Consider the following 16590-nt stretch of genomic DNA (forward strand, 5'->3'; position numbering starts at 1 on the left):
CAAGCAGAGGAAAGAGAGGCCGCCATCTCCGCCGAGGGACCAGTGCAGTCGCCGGGCACCGTGCTCACGGTCCGGCAGGTGGCGGCCTACCACGCGATGACGCTCGTCGCCCCCGCGGTGGCCGAGCGCTTCCGGCCGGGCCAGTTCCTGGCCATCGCGGTGGGCGGTGAGCACACCTCGCTCCTCGCCCGCCGCTGCTTCCCGATCTACGAGGTGAAGTCGGACTACGGCGGCACCGTCGAGCTCGTCTTCGAGGCGACCGACCCGGGCACGAACTGGCTGGCCTCACGGCGCTCGCGCGACGCGGTCGACGTCATCGGCCCGCTCGGCCGCCCCTTCCCGCTCCCGCGCGACCCGGCGAGCTGCCTGCTGGTCGGCGGCGCGCAGGGCGCCAGCGGCCTGTTCTCCCTCGCCGACGCGCTGCGCAGGCGCGACTGCCAGACCCACTTCGTGCTCGCGGCGCCGCACGGCGCCCAGATCTTCGGCGCCCGGTCCGCCCAGCGCATCGGCGACAGCGCCACGGTGATCACCCGTGACGGCTCCCTGGGCACCGCGGGCAGCGTCCCCGACCTGCTCCCGCGCATCATCGACGAGTCGCGCGCCGACGTGATCTACGCCGCGGGGCCGACCGCCCTGATGAGCGCGGTCTCCTCCGTCGCCGCCGCCCACGGGATCCCCTGCCAGGTCAGCGTCGCCGAGCTGCTGGCCTCCACCTCGGCCTGCGGGATCGGCACCTGCCAGTCCTGCGTCCTGCCGGTCATCGGCGACGACGGCATCACCCGCATGGCCCGCGCCTGCACCGAGGGGCCGGTCCTGCGCGGCGAGCGCGTCCGCTGGTCCGACCTCGGCACGATCCCGCTGGACGCCATGGGCGGGCCCCGGGCCCCCTCCTCGGCCATCACGGCCCCCTGAAACCCGATCCTGGAGGAGTGTCGTGGAGCTGAGGACGAAGATCGGGGCACTGGAGCTGCCCAACCCCGTCGTGAGCGCCGCGGGCTGCGGCGGCAGCGGGCGCGAACTGGCGCAGTTCACCGACCTGGCCCGTCTCGGGGCGTTCGTGACGTCGTCGGTGATGCTCCAGGCGCGCGCGGGCCGGCCGACGCCCCGGGTGGCCGAGACGCCGTCCGGGCTGCTGACGGCCATGGGCCTGCCCGGCCCGGGGATCGAGGGGTTCCTCGGCCGCGACCTGCCGTGGCTGGCCGAGAAGGAGGCCCGGGTCGTCGTGTCGGTCGGCGGCAACAGCGTGAGCGAGTTCGGCGAGGTCGCCAAGCGCCTCGTGGACTCCCCGCTGGCCGCGACCGTCGCGGGCGTGGAGATCAACGTGGCGTGCCCGAACGTCGAGGACCGGGGGAGGATGTTCGCCGCGTCCCCTTCGGCCGCCTCCGAGGTCGTCAGGGCCGTACGGGGGGCGGTGCCGCGCGACGTGCCCGTCCTCGCCAAGCTCTCGCCCGACGTGACCGACATCGCGACGATCGCGCTGGCGTGCGCCGACGCGGGCGTCACCGGGCTGTCCCTGATCAACACCATGGCGGGCCTGGCGATCGATCCCGGCACGCTGCGGCCCGTCCTGACCGGGATCTCCGGCGGGCTCTCCGGCCCCGCGCTCCGCCCCGTCGCGCTGCGCTGCGTCTACCAGGTCCACTCCGCGCTGCCCGGGCTGCCGATCATCGGCGGCGGGGGAGTGGCCACCGGCCGCGACGCCCTGGAGTTCCTCGCGGCGGGCGCCAGCGCCGTCTCGGTGGGCACGACGCTGCTGCACGACCCCTCGGCCCCCGCCAGGATCCTCAAGGAGCTGGAGGAGGCGCTGACGGCCCGCGGTCTCGGCCGGGTCGCCGACGCCGTCGGCCTCGCGCACAAGCCCGCCGGCTACGTCCCGCCGCAGGTCGTGCGGAGCGAGCCCGAAGAACGCATCCCCGAACCGAGCGACCAGCAGGAGAGTGCCCCGTGACCGCCGCCGCCCCCATCGCCGTCGCGCTGGACGCGCCGAACCTGGAGACCGCCGCCCGATGGGCCTCGCTGGTCACCCCGCACGTCAGCACCCTCAAGGTCGGCCTCGAGCTCTACCTGAAGTACGGGCCCGACGCGGTGGCCAGCATCCGCGGCGCGTCGAGGATCCAGGTGTTCCTCGATCTCAAGCTGCACGACATCCCCAACACCGTCGCGGGCGCCGCCCGTTCGGTGGCGCGCCTCAAGCCGGCCTACCTGACCGTCCACGCCCAGGGGGGCGCGGACATGATCAAAGCAGCCGTCGAGGCCGTCCCGCAGACGAAGATCACGGCTGTGACGGTCCTCACATCGCTGGGCGAGGGGGATCTGGCCGCCACCGGCCTCGCGGGGCCCGCCTCGGACGCCGTCCGGCGGCTCGCCGCCCTCGCGGTGGGGGCCGGGGCGCGGGCCCTCGTGTGCTCCCCGCAGGAGGTCGCCGCGGTCCGCGCGGAGATCGGGACCGAAATCGACCTGATCACCCCGGGAGTGCGACCGAAAGGCGCGAAAGCGGACGACCAGACACGAATTTCCACCCCCGAAGAGGCCCTCGCGGCGGGTGCCGATCTGCTCGTGATCGGACGCCCGATCACCGGCGCGGCCGACCCCGGAGCCGCCGCCGCGGCGATCGCGGCGGGCCTGCGGCACCGCGCCTGAGAACCCCCAGGCAGCAGGGGTCGCGGGCCGTTTTGGTCGACACGTCGTAGTGATGCGATTACAGGAAGTGAATTTCGTAAATTTCTGGCGGGATAAAGCACCTATCACGTTGCTTTATAGGGGGGAAAGTCGCTAGTTTCCGGGGCGTCCGATCCCGTCGAGTGGAATCACGAGGTGACCCGGCGTGGCTCTTCCGCCCCTAACCCCCGAACAGCGTGCCGCGGCCCTGGAAAAGGCTGCCCAGGCCCGCCGTGAGCGCGCGGAGGTCAAGAACAAGCTCAAGCACGGTGGGACCTCTCTCTCCGAGGTCCTCAAAGCGGGCCAGAGCGATGACATCGTCGGAAAGATGAAGGTCTCGGCTCTTCTGGAATCGCTTCCGGGCGTGGGCAAGGTTCGCGCCAAGCAGATCATGGAGCGCCTCGGCATCGCCGAGTCCCGCAGAGTGCGGGGCCTGGGTGCCAACCAGCGCGCTTCCCTGGAACGCGAGTTCGGCGGCAAGTAACAGCCGTCATCTGCGAGGCCGGTAAGACCCTTCGGCCGCCCCTCCGGGTGAAGACGCGGAGGGGCGGCCGAACGTGATCAGCCGTTCGGGTGTGGTAGATATCGAGGCGATGGACACCAACGCTTTCCCCGCACGTCGCCTCACGGTCCTCTCGGGCCCCTCGGGGGTCGGTAAGAGCACCGTTGTCGCGGAACTCCGTAAGTCGCACCCCGAGGTGTGGCTGTCGGTTTCGGCGACCACTCGCAAACCCCGCCCGGGTGAGACGCACGGAGTCGAGTACTTCTTCGTCGAACGGGACGAGTTCCGGCGCATGGTCGCCGACGGCGAACTGCTGGAATGGGCCGAGTTCGCGGGCAATCTCTACGGAACCCCGCGTGGAGCCGTCCAGGAGAGGCTGGAATCGGGGGTGCCCACCCTGCTGGAGATCGACCTCCAGGGTGCCGAGCAGGTCCGCGCGACCGCTCCCGACGCCTTCCTGGTCTTCCTCGCCCCTCCCACGTGGGAGGAGCTGGTCAAGCGCCTCACCGGCCGTGGCACCGAGTCGGCCGAGGTGATCGCCCGGCGGCTCAAGGAGGGCGAGCGGGAGATGGCCACCCGCGACACCCCGGGGCTGTTCGACGTCGAGCTGGTCAACGAGTCCGTCGAGAGCGTGTGCAAGCAGCTCGTCGACCTCATGGGCGCACAGGCCGGGGCCGCCCCGGAGCGGTGACGCTTGACAACTGATAGTCTTCCATGCTGACCTGCGAGACGCTTTCCGGCGGCTCGCTCCATGATCACCGAAAGGCTACGGCGTGGCAGCCAACAGCGAAGGCATCACCAACCCGTCGATCGACGATCTGCTCGAGGTCGTCGACACCAAGTACGGCCTGGTGAGCATCGCGGCCAAGCGGGCCCGGCAGATCAACGCCTACTACGCGCAGCTCGGCGAGGGCCTGCTGGAGTACGTGGGACCGCTGGTCGAGACCCAGGTCCAGGAGAAGCCGCTCTCCATCGCCCTGCGCGAGGTGCGCGAGGGGCTCCTGCACACCGAGCCCATCGAGGCCTGACGGACTTGTCCGGCCCGAACTCCGTCGCCGACAAGCCGCGGGTGGTCCTCGGCGTCGGTGCCGGGATCGCCTCTTACAAGGTGTGCGAGCTGCTCCGGCGGCTCACCGAGTCCGGGCACGCGGTCCGGGTGGTTCCGACCAGGGACGCGCTGCGTTTCGTGGGCGAGCCGACCTGGGCGGCGCTGTCCGGGCAGCCCGTCTCCACCGAGGTGTGGAACTCCGTCAGCGAGGTCCCGCACGTCCGGATCGGGCAGGACGCCGACCTCGTCTTCGTCGCCCCCGCCACCGCGGACCTGCTCGCCAGGGCCGCGCACGGGCTCGCCGACGACCTGCTGACCAACACGCTCCTGACCGCCCGGTGTCCCGTGGTGTTCGCGCCCGCGATGCACACCGAGATGTGGGAGCACCCCGCGACCCAGGCCAACGTGGCCACCCTGCGCGCTCGCGGCTGCGTCGTGATCGAGCCCGCCTCCGGCCGGCTGACCGGCGCCGACACCGGCAAGGGCAGGCTGCCCGATCCGGGTGAGCTGTTCGAGGTCGCGGTGCGGATCCTGGCGGGCACGACGTCGGACCTCGCGGGCCGCCACGTCGTGGTGTCCGCGGGCGGCACGCGCGAGCCGATCGACCCGGTGCGCTTCATCGGCAACCGGTCGTCGGGGCTCCAGGGGTACGCCCTGGCGAAGGTCGCCGCCGCGCGCGGCGCCAAGGTCACGCTGGTGGCCGCGAACACCGCCCTGCCCGACCCGGCGGGGGTCTCGGTCGTGCGGGTCGGCTCGGCGCTGGAGATGCGCGAGGCCGTCCACGCCGCCGCGCCCGCCGCGGACGTCGTCGTGATGGCCGCGGCCGTCGCCGACTTCCGGCCGGTGTCGGCCGCGGGCCAGAAGATCAAAAAGACCGAAGAATCGGATACTTTGCCTATCGAATTGGTGAAGAATCCGGATATCCTGGCCGAACTGGTCGTCCAGCGGGCCTCGGGACAGGTCATCGTCGGCTTCGCCGCCGAGACCGACAACGTCCTGGAGCACGGACGGGCCAAGCTGGCACGCAAGGGTTGTGACCTGCTGGTCGTCAACCAGGTGGGGGAGAACCTCACCTTCGGGGCCCCCGACAACGCCGGGGTGATTCTCTCCGCTACCGGTTCCGAACGGGAGATTCCGCTCGGGACCAAGGAGGAGCTCGCCGCCGCGGTGTGGGACGAGGTCGCCACGCTGCTCGCCTGACCTGGCCTCCGTAAACATGGTCAGTGCCACTAGACTGCGTTCGCCGTCCGGTCTCACCGCCGGCGGCCCACGCCGAAACCGCCTGCGAGTCAGCAGCCGCTGCAAGGAGTTCACGTAGTGTCGCGACGCCTCTTCACGTCTGAATCGGTCACCGAGGGCCACCCGGACAAGATCGCCGACCAGATTTCCGACGCGATCCTCGACGCCATGCTCAAGGACGACCCGAAGAGCCGGGTCGCCGTCGAGACCATGATCACCACTGGCCAGGTGCACGTGGCCGGCGAGGTCACCACCGAGACCTACGTGGACATCCCCGGTGTCATCCGGGAGAAGATCCTCGAGATCGGCTACGACTCGTCCGCCAAGGGCTTCGACGGCCACTCCTGCGGCGTGTCGGTGTCCATCGGCGCCCAGTCGCCCGACATCGCGCAGGGCGTCGACGACGCCTACGAGAGCCGCGAGGAGCAGGGACAGGACGAGCTCGACCGCCAGGGCGCGGGCGACCAGGGCCTCATGTTCGGCTACGCCACGAACGAGACCCCCAACCTGATGCCGCTGCCGATCACCATCGCGCACCGGCTCTCGGAGCGCCTGTCGCAGGTCCGCAAGGACGGCACCGTTCCCTACCTGCGCCCCGACGGCAAGACCCAGGTCACCATCGAGTACGACGGCGCCAAGGCCGTCCGCCTTGACACCGTGGTCGTCTCCTCGCAGCACGCTCCTGACATCTCGCTCAAGGAGCTGCTGACCCCGGACATCAAGGAGCACGTCGTCGACGTGGTCCTGGCCGAGTTCAAGGACGACCTCGACATCGAGGGCTACCGCCTGCTGGTCAACCCGACCGGCCGCTTCGAGATCGGCGGCCCGATGGGCGACGCCGGCCTCACCGGCCGCAAGATCATCGTCGACACCTACGGCGGCATGGCCCGTCACGGCGGCGGCGCCTTCTCCGGCAAGGACCCGTCCAAGGTCGACCGCTCCGCCGCCTACGCGATGCGCTGGGTCGCCAAGAACATCGTCGCGGCCGGGCTCGCCGACCGCGCCGAGGTCCAGGTCGCCTACGCCATCGGCAAGGCGCAGCCCGTCGGTGTGTTCGTCGAGACCTTCGGCACCGAGAAGGTCGACATCGCCAGGATCCAGGAAGCGGTCCTGACGGTCTTCGACCTCCGCCCCGCCGCGATCGTCCGCGACCTCGACCTGCTCCGCCCGATCTACTCCCAGACCGCTGCCTACGGCCACTTCGGCCGCGAGGTCCCGGACTTCTCCTGGGAGCGCACCGACCGCGCCGGCGCCCTGCGCACCGCCGCCGGTCTGTAGATCTCCCGGTTTCAGCTGTCCCGGTCCACGCGGACGGCCCGCGTCCCGCCCCGGTCTCAGGGGCGGGACGCGGGCCGTCCGCGTTCCCGGGGTTCTCGCTCAGAGGTCCAGGAGCCCGGCGAGCTCGCCGAGATGGGCGAGCGGGGGATCGCCCGGGAGCCCCTTGAGGGTGGCCACGCGCATTCCGGCGGCCCGTCCCGCCTCGGCGCCGGTCTCGGAGTCCTCGACGACCAGGCAGCGCGCGGGGTCCACGCCGAGCGACGCGGCGGCCTGGAGGTAGCCGGACGGGTCGGGCTTGCCCGCCGGCACGTCGTGCAGCGTCACCAGGACGGGCGGCGCGATGCCGGAGGCGGCCAGCCGCACCTCGGCCAGGGGGCGTCCGGCGCTGGTGACCACGGCCCAGGGAAGCCCGCGGGCGGCCAGCACCGACAGGACGTCATGGGCGCCCTTGGCGGCGGTCACGCCGTCCAGGGTGTGGGTCTCCCGGTCCTCGTGCTCGGCGACCAGGGCGGCGAACTCGGCCGCCGAGATCCTCGGCAGGAAGCGGCGGATGGTGAGGGGAGCGGGACGCCCGACCTGGAAGGCGGCGACCTCCTGCTCGTCGAGGGAGAAGCGGCGGGCCCAGAGCCGCCAGAGGTGCTCGTTGACGGCATCGGAGTCGACCAGGGTGCCGTCCATGTCGAAAAGTACGGCGGCGACGTTCTTCACGGTGCCCTCCTCTTATTATGTTCGTCTACCGAGCATATTCGAGGGGTGGATGATCGGGCAATGACCACGATGCGCACCGCCCTCCGGCTGCGGGGGCTGCTGGAGGTGCTGCGGCACGTCCACGCGGCCCCGGCCGTCACCCGGGCCGGGCTGGCCCGGGAACTCGGGCTCAGCCGCAGCTCGGCGACGGAGATCGTCGGCCGGCTGCGGGCGCTCGCGCTGGTCGAGGAGACCGAGGCCGCCCCGACGGGGGAGCGCGGACGCCCCACGACGGTGCTCGGGCCGCATCCCGAGGGGCCCGTGGTCGCGGCCTTCGAGATCACCCAGGGCACCTGGAAGAGCGCCGTGGCCGGGCTCGGCGGGGAGCAGGAACGCGTCACCGAGCGTCCGCACGGGCGGGTGGACGCCCTGGACCTCGTCGCGGAGCGGCTCGGGGAGCTGGCGGCCGAGCTGGGGCCGCGGCTGCGGGCGGCCGGGGTCGCGGTACCGGGCACGCTGAGCGGAGGAAGGGTCGTGCAGGCCGTCCACCTGGGCTGGGACGTCGTCGACGTGGCCGCCGAGCTGGGCGCGTCCGTGCCGGTCGTGGTCAGGAACGACGCGACCCTCGCCGGGGTCGCCGAGGCGCGCAGGGGAGCGGCGCGGGACCGGGCGGCCGCCCTGCACCTGACGGCCGTCGACGTCGGCATCGGCGGCGTCCTCATCGACGGCGGCAGCCCCGTGGCGGGCGGGACGGGCGCCGGCGGCGAGTTCGGCCATCTGCCGTTCGGCGATCCGGCCGCGGCCTGCCCGTGCGGCGCGTCCGGCTGCTGGGAGCTGGAGGTCAACGCGGCGGCCCTGGCCGGGCGGGGTCCCGCCGCGGTGGCCCGGTCGCTGGGCCGGGGCATCGGCGGCCTGGTCAACGCCCTGGATCCGACGGCCGTCACCCTGTCGGGGCTGGCCGCCGACCTGCTGGGGTCGGACCGGGAGACCGTGGAGGAGGCCTACGCCGCGGCCCTGATGTCCTACCGGAGGGCCGCTCCGCCGCCGCTGCTGGCGGCCCGCTTCCCCTACGACGGCCCGCTGCGGGGGGCGGCGGAGCTCGCCTACGACACCGTCCTGTCCGAGGCGGGCCTGACCTCCTGGCAGGCCGCCAGGGGCGGCTGACCGGTGTGGACAACGCTGGAGGGGCCTGCGGCGGATGATAGGTGTGAGGGATGAACGAGGACGGGCTGATTCCGGGGCTGGAAGGGCTGGCCGCGCCGGAGAAGGCGAAGCCCGCGCCGAAGAAGGCGGCCAAGGGGGTTCAGGAGCCCGCCGCGGAGCTGCCGGTCGCCCGGATCGCCGTCGAGGTGCCGCTGCCGCACCTGGACCGCACCTTCGACTACCTCGTGCCGGACAAGCTCGCGGACAAGGCCGTCCCCGGCTGCCGGGTGCGGGTCCGCTTCTCCGGCAAGCTCATGGACGGCTTCCTGCTGGAGCGCCTCGCCGAGACCGAGCACGAGGGCCGGATGGCGTTCCTGGAACGCGTCATCTCGCCCGAGCCCGTCCTCACCCCCGAGATCGCCGCCCTGGCCCGGGAGCTCGCCGACCGCTACGCCGGGACCCTCGCCGACGTCCTGCGCCTGGCCGTCCCGCCCCGGCACGCCCGCGCCGAGTCCGGGGCGCGGCCGCCCACCCCGCCGCTCCCGGCCGCCGCCCCGCCCCCCGGGCCCTGGACGGACTACCCGGCGGGGCCGTCCTTCCTGACCGCCCTGGCCGAGGGCAAGCAGCCGCGGGCCGTCTGGACCGCCCTGCCCGGTCACGACTGGCCCGCCACCCTGGCCCGCGCCGCCCACGCCACCCTCACGTCGGGCCGCGGCACCCTGATCATCGTCGCGGACGGCCGTGACGCCGCCCGGGTCGACGCCGCCCTCACCGCGGAGTTCGCGCCCCCCGCTGACGCCCCGGAGGACACCGGGCCGGTCGCGGCGCATGTGACGCTGACGGCCGAGCTGGGGCCCGAGGAGCGGTACCGGCGATGGCTGCGGGTGGTGCGCGGGCAGGCCCTGGTCGCCGTCGGGACCAGGGCGGCGATGTTCGCCCCGGTCCGCGACCTCGGCCTGGTCGTGCTGTGGGACGACGGCGACGACGTCCACGCCGACCCGCACGCGCCCTATCCGCACGCCCGCGAGGTGCTGGCGCTGCGCGCCCACCGGGCCGGGGCGGGAGCCCTGATCGGCGGGCTCAGCCGCACCAGCGACGCCACCCAGCTCGTCGCCGGCGGCTGGGCGCACGGGCTGACGGCCGCACGAGACCGGGTGCGCCAGGCCATGCCGCGCGTGCAGCTCGCCGGGGAGGACTGGGAGCAGGGCAGGGACCAGGCGGCGCGGGCCGCCCGGCTGTCGACGCTGGCGTTCTCGACCGCTCGCGAGGCGCTCAAGGAGGGTCCGGTGCTGGTCCAGGTGCCGCGGCGCGGCTACCTGCCCGCCCTGGCCTGCCAGCGCTGCCGCGAGCTCGCGCGGTGCACGGTCTGCGCCGGGCCGCTGGCGATGGCCTCCTCGCACGCCGCGCCGTTCTGCAAGTGGTGCGGGCACATCGCGGGGGACTGGCAGTGCCCGGAGTGCCGGGGCCGCCAGATCAGGGCGGTCGTCGTCGGTGCGGGCCGAACGGCCGAGGAGCTCGGCCGGGCCTTCCCCGGGGTGACCGTGCGGACCTCGGGCCGGGACGGGATCCTCGCCTCGGTCGGGACCAGGCCCGAGCTGGTCGTGTCCACCCCGGGGGCCGAGCCCGTCGCCGAGCAGGGGTACGCGGCGGCGCTGCTGCTCGACGGGTGGGCGCTGCTCGGCCGCGCCGACCTGCGCGCCAACGAGGAGGCGCTGCGCAAGTGGCTGAACGCCGCGGGGCTGGTCCGGCCGCAGGGGCAGGTCGTCCTGGTCGCCGACGGAAGCCGCCCGGTGGTCCAGGCCGTCGTCCGCTGGGACCCGGTCACCTTCGCCGAACGCGAGCTGGCCGAGCGCGCCGAGCTGTCCTTCCCCCCGGCCGTCCGGATGGCCTCCCTCACCGGTACCCCGGCCGCGATCAGGGATCTGCTGGCCGCCGCGGAGCTGCCGCCGGAGGCCGAGGTCCTCGGCCCGGTCCCGATCGGCTCCGACGGCGCCGCCGAACGGGCGCTGGTCAGGGTCCCGCGCACCCACGGGGCCCCGCTGTCGCGCGCGCTCAAGCAGGCCCAGGGCATCCGGAGCGCGAAGAAGGCCCCCGATCCCGTCCGCGTCCAGGTCGACCCGCTCGAGCTCATCTGATTCCCGGGGCCCGTTGTGCACAGAGGTCCGCGCGATCAAGGGGCGGGGTGCTCTAGGGTTCTCGGGTGGCTGAGAAGTGGGTCGAGACGACCGTTCGCGAGTTCACCGCCTGGGCGCCGGGGCAGGCGGGTGAGGCGGATCTGCACGGTGCGCGGATCCTGCTGGAGCTCGCCGACCTCAACGAGACGGGTGAGCTGACCCCCGAGCTGCTGCGCGAGGTGCTGCTCGAGGACTTCCCCGACGAGGTGATGGCCTCCGCCGACGACGCCCCCGCGATCCTGGCGATCGCCGGTGAGCTGGTGCGGTTCTTCGAGGAGTCGGAGCAGCTCGACTCCGCGCGCGCCGCGGAGCTGCGCGAGACCCTCGGCGGGATCGCCGAGGAGTTCACCGCCGCGCTCGCCGCCGAGGGCGAGAACGCCGAGGACGCCGCCGAGTTCCTGGGCCGGATGATGTCCGCCGAGGGCGTCGACCTCGAGGACGAGGAGGCCGTCGCGCAATGGATGCGCGAGTTCGACGAGCTGTCCGACGAGGAGAAGCTCGAGCGGACCATGCAGCACTTCGCGGCCGAGAACGTGGTGCCGCCCGTCCGCCTTCTGCCCGCGGACGAGCTGGCCGCCGCCGCCCGCGCCTCGGGTCTGTTCACCGACGTCCTGGGCCTGGCCGACTGGGTCGGCGCCCGCGACCTCGAGGAGGACGAGCTGGCGGAGGCCGACGCCGCGGCGGCCGTCGCCGCGCTGGGCATCCCCGCGCCGCGGGCGGGCGGGGCCTTCCAGCCCGAGCTCGAACGCCTGTGGGGCGCCGCCGTCGAGACCGGCCTGATCGACGTCCAGGACGGCAGGACCGCGCCCGGCGGCCGTCCCGAGAGCGACGAGGACGTGCTCGCGCTGTTCGTGGGCCTGCTCGACGCGGTCGTCACCCAGGCGCACGAGGAGGGTGACGCGCTGAGCCCCGGCGAGGTCGTCCAGGGTGAGCTTCCCGGCGTGCTGCTGCACATGTACGAGCACGGCGGCGAGACCGGCATCGGCGAGCTGGTCGTCGGGCTGATCGAGCACATCCAGGAGGGCTACGACATCGTCGAGGCCGACGTCATGGCGCAGGCCGTCCCGGTGGCGCTCCGGCTCGAGCTCGACGACCTCGCCCGCTGGGGCGTCCTGACCGTCGAGGAGGACACGGCCGCGCTGACCCCCCTCGGCGTCTTCGCCGTCCGGGAGCTGCTCCAGGCCGACGGCTACACCGCGCCGCTGATCGGAGACCTCGCCGAGACCACCGCCGAGGAGCTCGTCACGGGCCTGGCCTGGCACCGTGAGGACACCGCCGAGGAGGAGATCTCCCTCTGGCTGGCCCGCCGTGAGCCGGAGGAGGCCGCCACGGGCCTGCTGAACGTCATGCTGGAGGGCAGGGCCGCGGCCCGCAACCTCGCCGCCGTGGTGCTGCAGAGCGTCCCGCAGGAGGCCGAGCCGGTCATCAGGGCCGCCCTCGACGCCCCCCAGACCCGGCCCTACGCGGTCGTGTGGCTGTCCGGTCACGGCGACGACAAGATCGAGCCGTCGCCCGCCGACATGCAGTGGATGTTCGTCGACACCGTCGCCGGGATGATCGAGGCCGTGGGCCCGCACGAGGCGGTCCACCTGGCCCTCGACGAGACCGAGGACGCCGCCGATCTCCACGGCCTGATCGAGGACATCTGGCGGATCGAGCACCCCGACACCGCCGACGTCCTCGAGGCCATCGGCGATCACCACCACGACAAGCCCCTGGCCAAGCTGGCCCGCAAGACCGCCTTCAAGGTGCGCTCCCGGTAGGCCGGTCCCGGCGGGCACCTACACTGGAAGTGATCCGCAGAACCTTGAAGATGGGGAGTCTTCGTGGCTGTTAAGCCGATTCGCCTGTTCGGCGATCCTGTGCTGCGTACCGCGGCGGAGCCGGTGGCCGACTTCGACAAGGAACTGCGGCTGCTGGTCAAGGACCTCACCGACACCATGATCGACGCTCCGGGGGCGGGGCTCGCGGCCCCGCAGCTCGGGGTGGGCCTGCGCGTGTTCACCTACTACGTGGACGACCGGCTCGGCCATCTGGTCAACCCGTCGCTGGACCTGAGCGAGGAGCACCAGGACGGCGACGAGGGCTGCCTGTCGCTGCCGGGCCTGGCCTTCCCGACCAGGCGCGCCTACGGCGTGGTCGCCAAGGGCTTCAACATGCACGGCGAGCCGATCACCGTGGAGGGCACGGAGCTGCTGGCGCGGTGCGTCCAGCACGAGACCGACCACCTCGACGGCATCCTGTTCATCGACCGGATGGACCCCGCCCAGCGCAAGCTGGCGATGAAGGCGATCCGCGAGGCCGAGTGGTTCGGCGACCCGGCGCCGGTCGTCAGGGACTCGCCGCACCGGACCTTCGGGCGGGCCCTCTGATGCGGCTGGTCTTCGCGGGGACTCCCGAGGTCGCGGTCCCGCCGCTGCGGGCCCTGATCGCATCGGGACACGAGGTCGCCGCGGTCGTCACCCGGCCCGACGCCCCGGCGGGACGGGGCCGCAGGCTGGTCGCCAGCCCCGTCGCCGAGGTCGCCGAGGAGCACGGGATCGAGGTGCTCAAGCCGGTCAAGGCCGCCGATCCGGAGTTCCTCGCCCGGCTGGCCGAGATCGGGCCCGACTGCTGCCCGGTCGTCGCCTACGGCGCCATCCTCCGCAAGGCCGCCCTCGACATCCCGCGCCTGGGCTGGGTCAACCTGCACTTCTCGCTGCTGCCCGCCTGGCGCGGCGCCGCTCCCGTCCAGCGCGCCGTCCTGGCGGGCGACGAGATCACCGGCGCGATGACCTTCCTCATCGAGGAGGGCCTCGACACCGGGCCGGTCTTCGGCCATCTGACCGAGCCGATCCGCCCCGACGACACCAGCGGCGCCCTGCTGGAGCGCCTGTCGCACTTCGGCGCCCGCCTGCTGGTCGACACCATGAACGGCCTGGAGGTCGGCGGGCTGACCGCCGTCCCGCAGTCCGAGGACGGGGTCTCCCACGCCGCGAAGCTCACCCCGGACGACGCCCGCGTCGACTGGACGGCGCCCGCGATGCGGGTCGACCGGCTCTGCCGCGCCTGCACCCCGGCCCCCGGCCCCTGGACGACCTTCCGCGGAGACCGGGTCAAGCTGGCACCGGTGCGCCTCGCGGCCGGCGGAGGGCCGCTGGCCCCCGGTGAGCTGAAGCCGTCCAAGACCGAGGTCCTGGTCGGGACCGCGACCCATCCGGTGGCGCTGACCGAGGTCCAGCCGCCCGGCAAGAAGCGGATGCCGGCCATCGACTGGTTCCGCGGCCTGCGGCTCGATCCCGGGGACCGCTTCCTTTGATCCCGCGGAGGGTCGTGATCCCGCAGCGGGCCGCCGGGTCCTGTTCTGCCGACCGCGCGCGGGGGCGCGCCCTGAGGAGTGAAGTGTGTGATGGGTGAGAACCGGCGGAGGGCCAGTACGCATCGGAGCCGCGGCCAGCAGGACAACCGGCGGCCCGGCCGGCAGGCGCAGCGCAGGACGCCCGCCGACGCGGTCCGGAGGGTCGCCTTCGACGTGCTGCGCGCGGTGGAGTCCCGCGACGCCTACGCCAACCTGCTGCTGCCGCGGATGCTGCGGGAGCGGGAGATGTCCGGCCGCGACGCGGCCCTGGCCACCGAGCTGACCTACGGCACCCTGCGGGGGCTCGGCACCTACGACGCGATCCTCAACCTGTGCAGCGACCGGCCCGTCGACAGGATCGACCCGCCGCTGCGCGATCTGCTGCGCCTCGGCACCCACCAGCTCCTGCGCACCCGCATCCCCTCGCACGCCGCGGTCTCCACGAGCGTCGACCTCGTCCGGTCGGTCGCGGGTCCCGGGCAGGCGAAGTTCGCCAACGCCGTGCTGCGGAAGGTCGCCACCCGCGATCTGCCGGAGTGGCTGGTGATCGTCGCACCGGAGAACGACGAGCTGGGCAGGCTCGCCGTCACCCACAGCCACCCGAAGTGGATCGTGGCGGCGCTGCGGGACGCGGTGGGCGCCGAGGAGATCGAGGACCTGCTCGCGGCCGACAACGAGCGTCCCGGGGTGACCCTGGTCGCCCGGCCGGGGCGCACGACCGTCGAGGACCTGATCGGGCTCGGAGCGGGCCCCGCGGCCTATTCGCCGTTCGCCGCCTACCTGCCCGAGGGCGACCCCGGTGAGCTGAGCCTCGTCCGGCAGGGCCACGCGGGCGTCCAGGACGAGGGCAGCCAGCTCGTCGCCCTGGCCCTGGCGGAGGCGCCGCTGGAGGGCAGGGACGAGCGCTGGCTCGATCTGTGCGCGGGTCCCGGCGGCAAGGCGGGGGTGCTCGGCGCGATCGCCGACGAGCGCGGCCCCCGGCTGCTGGCCTGCGACGCCCAGCCGCACCGGGCCGAGCTGATCACCCGTGCGGTGAGCGCGCACGCGGGCGTCGGCGTCGTCGACGGCACCCGCCCCGCCTGGCGGCCCGGCGCGTTCGACCGCGTTCTGGTCGACGTCCCGTGCAGCGGGCTCGGCGCGCTGCGCCGCCGCCCCGAGTCGCGGTGGCGCCGCACCCCCGAGACCGTCGCGGGCCTCGGCCCGCTCCAGCGCGACCTGCTGACCACCGCCCTGGACTCGGTGCGCCCCGGCGGCGTCGTCGCCTACGTCACCTGCTCACCGCACCTGGCCGAGACCGGCGCGGTCGTCGACGACGTGCTGTCCCGGCGCGACGACGTCCAGCGCCTCGACGCCGTCGACGTCCTCACCGGCATCGCCCCGACCCTGACGGGCCTCGGCACCGGCCCCTACGCGCAGTTCTGGCCGCACCGCCACGGCACCGACGCCATGTTCCTGGCGCTGCTCCGCCGCCTGTAGCGCCATCGGTGGGTTCCGGCCATCACTTCAGGGCAGGATGTCGTCACGGGACGTGATGTCCGTGACGGCTTCGGGGGTGGTCGGTGCAGGGGCTGGCGCAGCTGTTGACGCTGGTGGGGAGCGCGGTCGTCTACGCACCGCTGCTGCTGGTCGTCTACTGGTGCGTGAGCCCGGTGCTGGGGGCCAGGCTGGCGGTGCTGCTCACCCTCAGCGGGGCGCTGAACGAGCTGGTGAAGCTGCTGCTGCACCAGCCCAGGCCGTACTGGACCGACACCTCACTGGCCACCTCGGAGCCGATCGCCTCGTTCGGGATGCCCTCGGGGCACGCCCAGAACTCGGTGATCGTGTGGGGGACCCTGGCCAGGGCGGCCGGGCGGCGGGCCGCCTGGGCGGCGGCCGTGGCCCTGATGCTCGGGATCGGCTGGGCGCGCACGGAGCTGCACGTCCACTCCCCGGCGCAGGTGCTGGCCGGCTGGGGGGCGGGGCTGATGCTGCTGGCCGGGTGCTGGGCCCTGGAGGAACCGGTGACGGGCTGGTGGCGGGAGCGCCCGCTGGGCGTCCAGCTCGGCCTGTCGCTGCTGCTCCCGCTGCTCCTGCTCGCCGGGATCCGGGGGGCGGCCGGATCGCTCCAGGACTGGACGATGCCCGCGCAGTGGGCCGAGGCCGTCAGGCTCGCCGGCGGCCGGACGCCGAGGTTCACCGCCGAGCCGGGGGCGTCGGTCACCGGGCTGCTGGCCGGGATCCTCGCGGGCCTGTCCGTGCTGGCGGCCAGGGGCGGCTTCACGGTCGCGGGGTCGGCCTGGCAGCGGGTGGCCCGGGTCCCGATCGGCCTGCTGGGCTTCCTGGTCGTCTCCGGCGCCGGCTACTTCCTCGGCGAGGGGATCGTCATGAAGTTCGTGCTGTTCGCCCTGGCCGGGGCCTGGGCGACCGGGGGCGCGCCGGAGGCCTTCATCCGCATGGGCCTCGCCTACCGGGGTAGCAGGAACCCCGAGCGCCAACCCGTCTGATCACCCGGCCGGGTGAGGGCCCGCGGGCCCGGCGACCCTAG

Annotated in this window: 16 protein-coding genes; 15 read left to right on the top strand and 1 reads right to left on the bottom strand. The window is 73.5% G+C overall.

Annotation, left to right across the window (positions count from 1 at the left end; all coding sequences use genetic code 11):
* Positions 1-24: 24 nt before the first annotated feature.
* The 8 genes from ABD785_RS19245 to metK all read left to right on the top strand — a co-directional run bounded on the left by ABD785_RS19245 (position 25) and on the right by metK (position 6725).
* The gene (locus ABD785_RS19245; RefSeq protein WP_344830146.1) at positions 25-912 is read left to right on the top strand and encodes an iron-sulfur cluster-binding protein; all 888 of its coding nucleotides are present in this window, start codon (positions 25-27) and stop codon (positions 910-912) included.
* A 22-nt stretch (positions 913-934) separates the two neighbouring features.
* Positions 935-1948, top strand: coding sequence for a dihydroorotate dehydrogenase (locus ABD785_RS19250; RefSeq protein ID WP_344829953.1), 1014 nt, complete (start codon positions 935-937; stop codon positions 1946-1948).
* Positions 1945-2640 carry an orotidine-5'-phosphate decarboxylase gene (pyrF, locus tag ABD785_RS19255; protein ID WP_344829956.1) on the top strand — a complete coding sequence of 232 codons (696 nt, stop codon included), beginning with the start codon at positions 1945-1947 and terminating at the stop codon, positions 2638-2640. The genes ABD785_RS19250 and pyrF overlap by 4 nt, the downstream gene beginning before the upstream one ends.
* 184 nt (positions 2641-2824) lie before the next feature.
* Positions 2825-3142 (top strand): integration host factor, actinobacterial type, encoded by a 318-nt coding sequence (mihF, locus tag ABD785_RS19260; protein ID WP_344829958.1) that lies wholly within the window; start codon positions 2825-2827, stop codon positions 3140-3142.
* A 109-nt stretch (positions 3143-3251) separates the two neighbouring features.
* Positions 3252-3851 (top strand): guanylate kinase, encoded by a 600-nt coding sequence (gene gmk / locus ABD785_RS19265; RefSeq protein ID WP_344829960.1) that lies wholly within the window; start codon positions 3252-3254, stop codon positions 3849-3851.
* Between the two features lie 82 nt (positions 3852-3933).
* Complete coding sequence (rpoZ, locus tag ABD785_RS19270) at positions 3934-4188, top strand: DNA-directed RNA polymerase subunit omega (RefSeq protein ID WP_344829962.1); 255 nt, start codon at positions 3934-3936, stop codon at positions 4186-4188.
* A gap of 41 nt (positions 4189-4229) precedes the next feature.
* Entirely contained in the window at positions 4230-5408 is a 1179-nt protein-coding gene (gene coaBC, locus ABD785_RS19275; protein ID WP_344830150.1) for a bifunctional phosphopantothenoylcysteine decarboxylase/phosphopantothenate--cysteine ligase CoaBC, read from the top strand.
* 117 nt (positions 5409-5525) lie between these two features.
* Positions 5526-6725 (top strand): methionine adenosyltransferase, encoded by a 1200-nt coding sequence (metK, locus tag ABD785_RS19280; protein ID WP_344829964.1) that lies wholly within the window; start codon positions 5526-5528, stop codon positions 6723-6725.
* A 99-nt stretch (positions 6726-6824) separates the two neighbouring features.
* Here metK and ABD785_RS19285 read toward each other — a convergent pair whose 3' ends face one another.
* The gene (locus tag ABD785_RS19285; protein WP_344829967.1) at positions 6825-7433 is read right to left on the bottom strand and encodes an HAD family hydrolase; all 609 of its coding nucleotides are present in this window, start codon (positions 7431-7433) and stop codon (positions 6825-6827) included.
* Between the two features lie 60 nt (positions 7434-7493).
* Here ABD785_RS19285 and ABD785_RS19290 point away from each other — a divergent pair, with 60 nt between their 5' ends.
* The 7 genes from ABD785_RS19290 to ABD785_RS19320 all read left to right on the top strand — a co-directional run bounded on the left by ABD785_RS19290 (position 7494) and on the right by ABD785_RS19320 (position 16549).
* Positions 7494-8576, top strand: a complete 1083-nt coding sequence (locus ABD785_RS19290) for an ROK family transcriptional regulator (protein WP_344829970.1) — start codon at positions 7494-7496, stop codon at positions 8574-8576.
* Positions 8577-8626: 50 nt separating this feature from the next.
* The gene (locus tag ABD785_RS19295) at positions 8627-10690 is read left to right on the top strand and encodes a primosomal protein N' (protein ID WP_344829971.1); all 2064 of its coding nucleotides are present in this window, start codon (positions 8627-8629) and stop codon (positions 10688-10690) included.
* 65 nt (positions 10691-10755) lie between these two features.
* Positions 10756-12492: a hypothetical protein gene (locus tag ABD785_RS19300; protein ID WP_344829974.1), complete on the top strand. Its 1737-nt coding sequence runs from the start codon at positions 10756-10758 to the stop codon at positions 12490-12492.
* A gap of 63 nt (positions 12493-12555) precedes the next feature.
* On the top strand, positions 12556-13101 hold the full coding sequence (def, locus tag ABD785_RS19305; protein ID WP_344829976.1) for a peptide deformylase: 546 nt from the start codon (positions 12556-12558) through the stop codon (positions 13099-13101).
* Positions 13101-14027 carry a methionyl-tRNA formyltransferase gene (fmt, locus tag ABD785_RS19310; protein ID WP_344829978.1) on the top strand — a complete coding sequence of 309 codons (927 nt, stop codon included), beginning with the start codon at positions 13101-13103 and terminating at the stop codon, positions 14025-14027. Before def ends, fmt begins: the two co-directional genes overlap by 1 nt.
* A gap of 90 nt (positions 14028-14117) precedes the next feature.
* Positions 14118-15542, top strand: a complete 1425-nt coding sequence (locus ABD785_RS19315; protein WP_344829981.1) for an RsmB/NOP family class I SAM-dependent RNA methyltransferase — start codon at positions 14118-14120, stop codon at positions 15540-15542.
* 83 nt (positions 15543-15625) lie between these two features.
* A complete protein-coding gene (locus ABD785_RS19320) occupies positions 15626-16549 on the top strand; it encodes a phosphatase PAP2 family protein (RefSeq protein WP_344829983.1) in 924 nt (307 codons plus the stop codon).
* Positions 16550-16590: the final 41 nt, after the last annotated feature.

The organism is Actinocorallia longicatena (assembly GCF_039534125.1).
GTDB classification, from domain to species: Bacteria; Actinomycetota; Actinomycetes; order Streptosporangiales; family Streptosporangiaceae; genus Actinocorallia; species Actinocorallia longicatena.

What these genes read in the sequence shown, in the direction of transcription:
- ABD785_RS19315 (WP_344829981.1), top strand. Translation starts at nt 14,118, where the DNA reads ATGGGTGAGAACCGGCGGAGGGCCAGTACGCATCGGAGCCGCGGCCAG.
- fmt (WP_344829978.1), top strand. Translation starts at nt 13,101, where the DNA reads ATGCGGCTGGTCTTCGCGGGGACTCCCGAGGTCGCGGTCCCGCCGCTG.
- ABD785_RS19290 (WP_344829970.1), top strand. Translation starts at nt 7,494, where the DNA reads ATGACCACGATGCGCACCGCCCTCCGGCTGCGGGGGCTGCTGGAGGTG.
- ABD785_RS19295 (WP_344829971.1), top strand. Translation starts at nt 8,627, where the DNA reads ATGAACGAGGACGGGCTGATTCCGGGGCTGGAAGGGCTGGCCGCGCCG.
- gmk (WP_344829960.1), top strand. Translation starts at nt 3,252, where the DNA reads ATGGACACCAACGCTTTCCCCGCACGTCGCCTCACGGTCCTCTCGGGC.